At 65.5% G+C, this 10,681-nt stretch carries 5 protein-coding genes; all 5 read left to right on the forward strand.

The genetic code is table 11. The features are described 5' to 3' along the window. Positions 1 to 13 precede the first annotated feature (13 nt). Complete coding sequence (locus J8I35_RS30150) at positions 14 to 1,066, forward strand: ABC transporter permease subunit (RefSeq protein WP_050015437.1); 1,053 nt, start codon at positions 14 to 16, stop codon at positions 1,064 to 1,066. Then, the gene (locus tag J8I35_RS30155; protein ID WP_209928539.1) at positions 1,020 to 2,135 is read left to right on the forward strand and encodes an ABC transporter permease; all 1,116 of its coding nucleotides are present in this window, start codon (positions 1,020 to 1,022) and stop codon (positions 2,133 to 2,135) included. The genes J8I35_RS30150 and J8I35_RS30155 overlap by 47 nt, the downstream gene beginning before the upstream one ends. Continuing rightward, complete coding sequence (locus J8I35_RS30160; protein WP_124630370.1) at positions 2,132 to 3,775, forward strand: dipeptide ABC transporter ATP-binding protein; 1,644 nt, start codon at positions 2,132 to 2,134, stop codon at positions 3,773 to 3,775. Before J8I35_RS30155 ends, J8I35_RS30160 begins: the two co-directional genes overlap by 4 nt. 46 nt (positions 3,776 to 3,821) lie before the next feature. Next, the gene (locus J8I35_RS30165) at positions 3,822 to 6,995 is read left to right on the forward strand and encodes a multidrug efflux RND transporter permease subunit (protein ID WP_209928541.1); all 3,174 of its coding nucleotides are present in this window, start codon (positions 3,822 to 3,824) and stop codon (positions 6,993 to 6,995) included. Positions 6,996 to 7,713: 718 nt separating this feature from the next. Then, positions 7,714 to 10,434, forward strand: a complete 2,721-nt coding sequence (locus J8I35_RS30170; protein WP_050015431.1) for a TonB-dependent receptor — start codon at positions 7,714 to 7,716, stop codon at positions 10,432 to 10,434. Positions 10,435 to 10,681 lie beyond the last annotated feature (247 nt).

The raw sequence follows: 10,681 nt of genomic DNA on the forward strand, positions 1-10,681 counted from the left end.
CGAGGGAGCGACGATGCTTGCATACATATTGAGGCGCCTGCTGCTGATGATCCCGACGCTGATCGGCGTCGTGACGATCACGTTCGCGGTTACGCAATTCGTGCCGGGCGGCCCGGTCGAGCAGGTGCTCACGCAATTGCGCCACGGCAGCGCGCGTGGAGGCGAGGCGGGCGGAGGCGGGGGCGGCTACCACGGCAGCCAGGGCGTCGATCCGCAGCAGATCGCGCAGATCCGCAAGCAGTTCGGCTTCGACAAGCCGCCGCTCGAACGCTACGCGCTGATGCTGAAAAGCTATGCGACGTTCGACCTCGGGCAGTCCTATTTCGCGCACCGCAGCGTATGGGCCGTGATCCGCTCGAAGCTGCCGGTGTCGATCACGCTGGGCTTGTGGACGGTGATCCTCACGTACTTCGTGTCGGTGCCGCTCGGCATCGCGAAGGCCGTGCGCAACGGCTCGCGTTTCGACACGGTAACGAGCGTGCTCGTGCTCGCCGGCTACGCGATTCCGGGCTTCGTGCTCGGCGTGCTGCTGCTGATGCTGTTCGGCGGCGGCACGTTCTGGCAGGTGTTTCCGATGCGCGGCCTGACCTCGGACGACTTCGACGAACTGACGCTGATCGGCAAGGCCCTCGACTATCTGTGGCATATCGCGTTGCCGGTGACGGCGTCGGTGGTCGGCAACTTCGCGATCGTCACGATCCTCACGAAGAACACGTTCCTCGACGAAATCGGCCGGCAATACGTGCTGACCGCACGCGCGAAGGGCGCGCCGGAGCGCGACGTGCTGTGGAAGCACGTACTGCGCAATGCCGCGATTCCGCTGCTCACCGGGTTGCCGGCCGCGTTCGTCGGCGCCTTCCTGAACGGCAACCTGCTGATCGAGACGCTGTTCTCGCTCGACGGGATGGGGCAGCTCTCGTACGACTCGGTGATTCGCCGCGACTATCCGGTGGTGCTCGGCTCGCTGTTCCTGTTCACGCTCATCGGCCTTCTGACCAAACTCATTGCTGACGTCTGCTATGTCCTCGTCGACCCCCGTATCCAGTTCAACCGCCTGGACCACTGATCCGGCCGCCGTCGCATGCGCGTCGTCGCCGTCGCCATGGCGACGCACGTGGCGGCGGTTTCGCGCGCAGCGGCTCGGCTACTGGAGCCTCGTGATCTTTACCACGCTGTTCGCGCTCAGCCTGCTGGCCGAAGGACTGTCGAACGACCGGCCGCTGGTGGTGCGCTACGACGGGCATTTCTATTTCCCGATCGTGAAGGACTATCCGGAGACGCAGTTCGGCGGCGATTTCCCGGCGAAGACCAACTATCTCGATCCGTACATCCGCGCGAAGATCGAGTCGCACGACAACTTCGCGATCTACCCGCCGAACCGCTACCGCTACGACACGATCGACTATTTCGCGTCGCGGCCGTATCCGGCGCCGCCGTCCGCGAGCAACTGGCTCGGCACCGACCAGTTCGGCCGCGACGTGCTCGCGCGGCTGCTGTACGGATTTCGGCTGTCGGTGCTGATGGCGTTCGCGCTGACGGTTTCGGGCGTCGGGATCGGCGTGCTGACGGGCGCGCTGCAGGGCTTCTACGGCGGGCGCACCGATCTCGTCGGGCAGCGCCTGATCGAGATCTGGAGCGCGCTGCCCGACCTGTACCTGCTGATCATCTTCGCGTCGATCTTCGAGCCGTCGCTGTGGCTGCTGTTCGTCCTGCTGTCGATGTTCGGCTGGCTCGTGCTGTCCGACTACGTGCGCGCGGAGTTCCTGCGCAACCGCGCGCTCGACTACGTGAAGGCCGCACGCACGATGGGACTGTCGAACTGGCAGATCATGTGGCGGCACGTGCTGCCGAACAGCCTGACGCCGGTGATCACGTTCCTGCCGTTCCGGATGAGTGCGGCGATCCTGTCGCTGACGAGCCTCGACTTCCTCGGCCTCGGCGTGCAGCCGCCGACGCCGAGCCTCGGCGAACTACTGCAGGAAGGCAAGAACTACCTCGACGCGTGGTGGATCTCGATCTCCGCGTTCTCGGCGCTGGTCGTCACGCTGCTGCTGCTCACGTTCATGGGCGACGCGCTGCGCAATGCGCTCGACACGCGCGCGCGGGGCTCGGCCTTCGGCGGGGAGCAACGATGACGACTCCGTTGCTGGACATTCGACGGTTTTCCGCGCACTTCGGCGCGAAAGCCGCCGTGCAGGACCTGAGCCTCGCGGTCGGGCGCGGCGAGCGCGTGGCGCTCGTCGGCGAGTCGGGCTCGGGCAAGAGCGTGACGGCGCTGTCGATCCTGCGGCTCGCGCAGCAGGCGACGCTGTCGGGACAGATGCTGTTCGACGGCGAGGATCTGCTCGCGAAGACCGAGCAGCAGATGCGCGGCATCCGCGGCGCCGATATCGCGATGGTGTTCCAGGAGCCGATGACGGCGCTCAATCCGCTGTATACGATCGGCAAGCAGATCGCCGAGAGCCTGCGGCTGCACGAGGGACTGCGGCCGGGCGACGCGCGCGAGCGCGGCATCGCGCTGCTGCGGCGCACCGGGATTCCGGAGCCGGAGCGGCGCATCGACAGTTTTCCGCACCAGTTGTCGGGCGGCCAGCGGCAACGCGCGATGATCGCGATGGCGCTCGCGTGCCGGCCGCGGCTGTTGCTCGCGGACGAGCCGACGACGGCGCTCGACGTGACGGTGCGCCAGCAGATCGTCGACCTGCTGATCGAACTACAGGAGCAGGAGGCCGCCGCGCGCGGGATGGCCGTGCTGCTGATCACGCACGACCTGAATCTCGTGCGGCGCTTCGCGCAGCGCGTGGCCGTGATGGAGCAGGGCGTGCTCGTCGAAACGAACACGACCGGCGCGCTGTTCGCCGCGCCGCAACACGCGTACACGCGCCGGCTGCTCGACAGCGCGCCGCAACGTGCGGTCGAACCGGTCGCGGCCGGTGCGCAGACGATCCTCGACGTGCGGCAACTCGCCGTCGATTACCGCATCGCGACGAAGGGCTGGCGCGCGGTGTTCGGCAAGACGGCGTTCCGGGCCGTGCACGACGTGAAGCTGAGCCTGCGACGTGGCGAGACGCTCGGGATCGTCGGCGAATCCGGGTCGGGGAAATCGACGCTGGCGGCGGCCGTGCTCGGCCTGCAGCGGCCGGCGTCGGGCGGCATCGAGATCGACGGCATGCCGCTGGCGTCGCTGCGCACGACACGCGGCCGGCGCGCGCTGTACGGCCGCATGCAGGTCGTGTTCCAGGATCCGTTCGGCTCGCTGTCGCCGCGCATGACGGTCGAGCAGATCGTCGGCGAGGGGCTTGCCGTGCACCGGCCGGAGGTGGCCGGCGCCGCGCGGCGCACGCGGGTCGCTGCCTTGCTGCAGGAGGTCGGCCTGCCGGCCGACGCGATGCTTCGCTATCCGCACGAATTTTCCGGCGGCCAGCGTCAGCGCATCGCGATTGCGCGCGCGCTGGCCGTGGAGCCGGAGCTGCTGGTGCTGGACGAGCCGACGAGCGCGCTCGACGTTTCGATCCAGAAGCAGGTGCTGAATCTGCTGACGAACCTGCAAAAGAAGTATCAACTGAGCTACCTGTTCATCACGCACGATCTCGCGGTGATGCGCGCGATGGCCCATCGGGTCATCGTGATGAAGGCGGGGCGCGTGGTCGAGGAGGGCGATACGCTCGACGTGTTGCACGCGCCGTCCCACCCGTATACGCAGGCGCTGCTCGCGTCGTCGATGCTCGCACCGGAACCGGGTCCGCTGCAGCGGGAAGGGGGCGCGGATGAGTGACGTGAAGCGGGCGCGGCGCGCCCGTACCGTTCGCTGACGCACGCCGATGCCATCGTTCTTCATCGACCGCCCGGTGTTCGCGTGGATCGTCGCGCTCGCGATCGTCGTCGCGGGCGTGCTCGCCATTCCGCAATTGCCGATCGCGCAGTATCCGCGCCTTGCGCCGCCGCGCGTCGTGATCAGCGCGACCTATCCGGGCGCGTCGACCGAGACGGTCGACGCCGACGTCGGCAGCATCATCGAGGAAAGCCTCGACGGTGCCGACGGGCTGCAGTACTACGAGACGAGCAGCGACGGTCACGGCAATCTCGAGATCGACGTGACGTTCGCGCCCGGCACCGATCCGGACATCGCGCTCGTCGACGTCAACAACCGGCTGAAGCAGGTCGAGCCGCGGCTGCCGCAGCAGGTCGTGCAGCAGGGCATCGGCGTGTTCAAGGCGGCCAACACGTTCCTGATGCTCGTCACGCTGACGTCGACCGACGGCACGCGCGACTCCGCCCAGCTCGGCGACTATCTGAACCGTTACGTGCTGCGCGAGCTGAAGCGCGCGCCCGGGGTCGGCGCGGCCCAGCTGTGGGACGCCGACGAGGCGCTGCGGGTCTGGCTCGATCCCAGCAAGTTGCGCGAATACGACCTCGGCGCCGACGACGTGATCGCGGCGATCGGCGTGCAGAACGCGACGGTGACGGCCGGCGCGATCGGCGATGCGCCGTTCGTGCGCGGCCAGCAGCTCACCGCGACGATCGTCGTCAAGGGACAGCTGACGTCGCCGGAGGAGTTCGGCCGGATCGTGCTGAAGTCGAAGCAGGATGGTTCGGTCGTGCGCGTCGCCGATGTCGCCCGCATCGAAATCGGCCGCGACGACTATTCGTTCTATTCGCGGCTGAACGGCCGTCCGGCGGCCACCGTCGGCATCCAGCTCGGCCCGCGCGGCAACGCGCTCGAAACGTCGAACGCGATCCGCGCGCGGCTTGCCGAGCTGTCGAAGACGCTGCCGCCGGGCGTCGCGGTGGAGATTCCGTTCGACGGCGCGCATTTCGTGAAGATCGCCATCCGGGAAGTCGTGCTGACGCTCGTCGAGGCCGTCGTGCTGGTGTTCTGCGTGATGTGGCTGTTCCTGCGCGAGCTGCGCTACACGCTCGTGCCGACCGTCGTGATTCCGGTCACGCTGATGGGCGCATTCGTCGCGATGTGGGTGTTCCGGCTGTCGATCAACGTGTTCACGATGTTCGGCCTCGTGCTGGCGATCGGCATTCTCGTGGACGATGCGATCGTCGTCGTCGAGAGCGTGCACCGCGTGATGGAGGCGGGCGTGTCGCCGCGCGATGCGACGCGGCACGCGATGAAGCGGATCGGCGGGGCGATCGTCGGCGTGACCGCGGTGCTGACCGCCGTGTTCGTGCCGATGGCGTTCTTCCCGGGCAGCGTCGGCGGCATCTACCGGCAGTTCGCGGTGTCGATGATCGCGTCGATGCTCGTGTCGTCGTTCATGGCGCTGTCGCTCACGCCGGCGCTGTGCGCGAATTTGCTGAAACCGGTCGTCCGTCACGAAGGCGGGGGCGGGGGCGTGCCGCGCCGCAGCCTCGGCGCGCGCGTGGCCGACCGCTTCGGCGTCGCGTTCGCGCGCGCCGAGGCCAGCTATCGGCGCGTCACCGTGTCGGCGGTACGCCGCACGGGTGCGGTCGTCGGCATCTATGTCGCACTCTTGGCCGTGTGCGGGCTGCTGTACTGGACGATGCCGGGCGGCTTCCTGCCGACCGAGGACCAGGGGCAGCTGCAGGTGATGATCCAGTTGCCGGCCGGTGCCACGCAGGCGCGCACGCTCGCGGTCGTCCAGCGCGTCGAGGCGATCCTGCGCGCGGAGCCGGCCGTCGCGAACGTGACGAGCGTGATCGGCTGGAGTTTCGCGGGCAGCGGGCAGAACGTCGGGATGGCATTCGTCGACCTGAAGGACTGGGCGCAGCGCGACGTCGATGCGATGACGTTGCGCGATCGCCTCAACCGGCGTTTCGACGCGATTCTCGACGGCGACGTACAGGCGACGCTGCCGCCGTCGGTGCCCGGCATCGGTCACGCGGACGGCTTCACGTTCCGTCTCGAGGATCGCGGCGGGGTCGGGCTCGACGCGCTGAAGGCCGCTCGCGAGCAGTTGGCCGCGCGTGCAAAGGCGGACCCGGCGCTCGCGTCCGTGCATTTCGAGGACTTGCCGGACGCGCCGCGCATCGAGCTCGACGTCGATCGCGCGAAAGCGTATGCGCTCGGCGTGCCGTTCGAGCGCATCGCGGGGCTGCTCGGCGGCACGTTCGGCTCGAACTACATCAACGATTTTCCGGCGTCGGGCCGGATGCGCCGCGTGATCGTCGAGGCCTACCCGGCCGCGCGTGCGACCGACGCGCAACTGATGGCGCTGACGGTACCGAACCGGACGGGGGACATGGTGCCGCTGTCGGCCATCGCCGCGCCGCACTGGACGGTCGGGCCCGTGATGCTGAATCGCTACGACGGCTATCCGTCGCTCGACGTCAGCGGCCGGGCGGCGACCCACACCAGTTCGGGTGCGGCGATGGCGGAGATGGAGCGGCTGGCCGCCATGCTGCCGGCCGGGATCGGTTACGACTGGGTCGCCGCGGCGCGCGAGGAGCGGATTGCCGAGCGGCAGACGCCGCTGCTGGTCGGGTTGTCGGTGCTCGCCGTGTTCATGGCGCTCGCCGCCTTGTATGAAAGCTGGGCGATCCCGCTGTCGGTGCTGACGATCGTGCCGCTCGGCATCGTGGGCGCGTTGGCGGCGGCGTTCGCGCGCGGGATGCCGAACGACGTGTACTTCAAGGTCGGGATGATTACGGTGATCGGATTGTCGGCGAAGAATGCGATTCTGATCGTGCAGTTCGCACGCGAACTCGTCGGGCGCGGCGTGCCGCTGCGGCAGGCCGTGGTGGAGGCCGCGGCCGTGCGGTTTCGGCCGATCGTGATGACGTCGATGGCGTTCCTGCTCGGCGTCGTGCCGTTGGTGCTGGCGACCGGCGCGGGTGCGGAAAGCCGGCGTTCGATCGGGACCGGCGCGTTCGGGGGCGTGCTGGCGGCGACGATATTCGGGCTGGTGTTCGCGCCGGTGGCGTTTCGGGTAGTCGTGTCCATAGGCCGGCGCGGGCGGCATGCAGCGGTGACGAAGCGCGAGGCGCCGCGCGTGGAAACGGCCGGGAATCTGGAGATCGATTGATGGTAGTGATGGGGATTCATCGACCACGCGTTCGGACTGTTTCCATGCCAAGGATTCGTGTCTTCTCTCTGGTAAACAAAAAAGTTCGGACTGGCGAGTACCGGCCGCATGCTCCATTGCGGCGCATGCGCGAACGGGTGAAAAAGCAGCCGAACAAGGAAGACAAGACAACGGTAGCGGCTGATGAACCATATCTATTTTTATTCGGCACCAACCGAGTGCATCTATTGCACCTAAACAAAGTTATGTGGCATCAAATATTTTTTGACGCGTCGATTCTGTCCTGCTATGTTCGCGTCCAATGTAAAACTTGGTAGTGAACGGTAATTCATGTTCCGTGAATTAAGGCTTTCAAAGTGAATACGTAAAGAAGCCTTTCAACGGGAGACTGCCTTCCTGGCAACCCGTACGCACTGATTGACGAAGCGCCATGGTGAGAGTGTTCCAGGGCGCAGCGCGTATGCAGCCTTTCGATACGCGGAAAGACCGATCCATGTAATTAGGTTTCCTAATTCTATAGGAATTCCGTTTCTTGTATTTCAAATTCATTCCACTCATAAGCGGAGGAAATAATTTTGAAAGAAATGGGAGGGTGGACGGAATGGTTGTGATCGTCAGATGACGAATCAGGAACGCGGGGCAACGCTATTTAAAGGCCGGCGAGTCTCCGTGCATACAAAAAGGTCAGGCCTTGCGACGACAAAGGGAAAGGGGTGTTATGAAACCAACGGCTTTGGGATCGGCAATACGCAGCATCGCATGGGCTGAAGTCGCGTTGACGGCGGCTTTGGGTACCTCCGCTTACGCGCAGACAACGCCTGTCGACGGGAGCGTCGCCGCCGAGCAAACCGGCAGCACGGCCGCCGCCGCGCCCGCGCCGGCGTCCGGCGCCGCTGCGGGCGGGCAGACCGTGAAAAAGCTCGACAAGTTCGAAGTGACGGGCTCGCTGATCCGCACATCGGATAAGGTCGGCCACACCGAAGTGCAGGTCATCACCGCGAAGGAAATCCAGCAAAGCGGATACACGACGGTCGCCGATTTCCTGCGTTCGACCTCGGCCAATTCCGCAAGCAGCTGGGGCCAGACGACGATGAACAGCTCGGCACCCGGCGGCGCCGGCATGGCGTTGCGCGGGCTCAGCGAGAAATACACGCTCGTGCTCGTCGATGGCCAGCGCGTCGCGAACTATGCGCAGTCGGTGAACTTCACCGACACGTTCTTCGATGTCAACGCGATCCCGCTGAACATGGTGGAGCGCGTCGAGATCGTCAAGACCGGCGCGGTATCCGTCTACGGCTCGGACGCGATCGCGGGCGTCGTCAACATCATTACGAAGAAGAACTTTCAGGGCCTGCAGATCGACGGTCAACTCGGCAAGGCGCAGCATCCGGGCGACGGGCAGGGCAACTTCAGCGTACTGGCCGGCTTCGGCGACCTGAATTCGGATCGCTTCAACGTCACCGCGGCCGCCAGCTATTACCGCGATTCGGGTTCGACGCTCGGCGATCGAGACATGACGTCGGCGCAAGACTTCACGCAATATCCCGGCGGACTGGCAGCGCCGCTCGGGCCGAACCAGCAATCGTACTGGTCGCTGGCGGACGGCTCCAAGGTGCCGCTTTCGCCGTGCCCGCCCGGCAGCAAGACGAGCGCGACCAATTGCACGTATAACCCGGCCGCGTCGACGTCGCTCGTTCCGTCCACGACGCGCCTGAACGCGAAGGTGCGCGCCACCTTCAAGATCGACGACAACACGCAGGCCTATGCGGGCTTCTGGGTGAGCCGCGATGAAACCGTCCAGTTGCAGGGGCCGGCGTCGATATCGAGCACGACGAACGTCTACAACCCTTCGACCGGGTCCGTTTCGCCGCTGCCGCGCACCGTACCGGTGAGCAATCCTTATAACCCGTTCGGCGTGCCGACGGCGATCAACTTGACTTTCCCGGGCAACGTCGTGAGGGCGGACACGGTATCGACGTTCTGGATGGCGAACACGGGCGTCAAAGGCTCGCTCGACGCGGGCAGATTCGGCGCGTGGGACTGGTCGGCCGATTACGGCCACTCGCAGAGCACCGTCGATACGACGTATCGCAACCGGATCAACGCCGCGGGCCTCGAGAACATGCTCGCGAACGGCACCTACAACTTCTCGAACCCGGCCTCCACGCCAAACGGCCTGAACGGCGTTTTCACGGACGACGATCAGCAGGCCATCTCGAAGGTCGACAGCGTGACGGCCAAGGCCTCGACGTCGAATCTCTTCACGCTGCCCGGGGGCCCGGTCGGCCTGGGCCTGGGCACCGAGTTCCGCCACGAATCGTCGACGATCAACCCCCAGACGCTCGCGTCGCAGGGCGTATCCGCACCGGCGAACGTGCAGACGGTGGAGGGTTCGCGCAACGTCGCCGCCGCGTTCTACCAGGTCGACATTCCGATCCTGCGCAATCTGACGTTCACGCAGGCGGGCCGCTACGATCACTACAGCGACTTCGGTGGGGCGTTTTCGCCGAGCTTTGCGCTGCGTTTCCAGCCGGTGCAAATGCTGACGACGTATGCATCGTACAGTCGCGGCTTCCGCGCGCCGACCCTCGTCGAAAACTCGCAGGCCGTCTATCTCTCTCACCAGAACCTCGTCGATCCGAACGATCCGAGCGGTGTGCCGACCAAGCACTTCACGACGGAGCAAGTCGCGGGCAATCCGAATCTTCAGCCGGAGCACACGAAGAACTACAACATCGGCTTCCAGCTTTCACCCGATGCGATGACCGATATCGGCGCGGCGTTCTACAAGGTCCGCATCGACGGCGTCATCGGCACGGACGATCCGAACGCGGTGCTCGTCGCCAACGATCCCTCGCGCGTCGTGCGCAACGCTGACGGGTCGGTGCGTTACCTCGTTCAGCATTTCGTGAACCTCGGTGCGCTCGATACCGATGGCTTCGATCTCAACTTCCGCAAAGCGCTGCGCACCAAGTACGGCACGTTCACGCTCGCAGGCGACTGGACTTATGTGTGGCACTTCAAGCTGCACAGCCCCGGAACCGCACCGCAGGACTTCGCCGGCAACAACCTTGCGCTGCTGCAGCCGTTCGGCGCGAGCAACCCGCGCTGGAAGGGCAATACGAGCCTGAGCTGGGACTACCGGCAGCTGACTACCACGCTGACCTGGCAATACACCGGGCCATATACGAACGCCGTGGCCGCGGAATTCGGCGACGGCGGTACGGGATCGGTGGCGTCGTACAGCCAGTTCAACCTGATGTTCAACTATCGCGGCTTCAAGCATTGGACGATTTACGGCGGCATCACGAACCTCTTCGACAAGAAACCGCCGTTCGACGTCGAGTGGCAAGCCGTGCCCGACATCACTGGCTATGACCAGTCGCTCTACACGGATCTCGGCCGCTTCTTCCAGATCGGGGCGACGTACCGGTTCTGACGGCGAGGAGGCCGCCAGGCGGCAACCGGTCCCGGCGCGCGGCCCGCGCCGGGACGACGAAGAATGAGCACATCGACTCCTACGAGGATCAGAGGTGGAGGGTTTGAATGCGAAGGCGCTCGGCCAGCAGCACCTCGTGCAGTCGATCTTTGTTATTTGACATAATCAACATTATCGACATTTTTTGTTGTAGTAGCTTTTTAGAAATGTCGTGTTCTAGCCATTTAGAAATGTCGCGTTTGGACCT

Source organism: Burkholderia sp. CpTa8-5 (genome assembly GCF_017815045.1).
GTDB lineage: Bacteria > Pseudomonadota > Gammaproteobacteria > Burkholderiales > Burkholderiaceae > Burkholderia > Burkholderia sola.

Bases quoted from the DNA above. Each gene is read 5' to 3' on its own strand.
- J8I35_RS30150 (WP_050015437.1), top strand. From the start codon at position 14: ATGCTTGCATACATATTGAGGCGCCTGCTGCTGATGATCCCGACGCTG.
- J8I35_RS30155 (WP_209928539.1), top strand. From the start codon at position 1,020: ATGTCCTCGTCGACCCCCGTATCCAGTTCAACCGCCTGGACCACTGAT.
- J8I35_RS30160 (WP_124630370.1), top strand. From the start codon at position 2,132: ATGACGACTCCGTTGCTGGACATTCGACGGTTTTCCGCGCACTTCGGC.
- J8I35_RS30165 (WP_209928541.1), top strand. From the start codon at position 3,822: ATGCCATCGTTCTTCATCGACCGCCCGGTGTTCGCGTGGATCGTCGCG.
- J8I35_RS30170 (WP_050015431.1), top strand. From the start codon at position 7,714: ATGAAACCAACGGCTTTGGGATCGGCAATACGCAGCATCGCATGGGCT.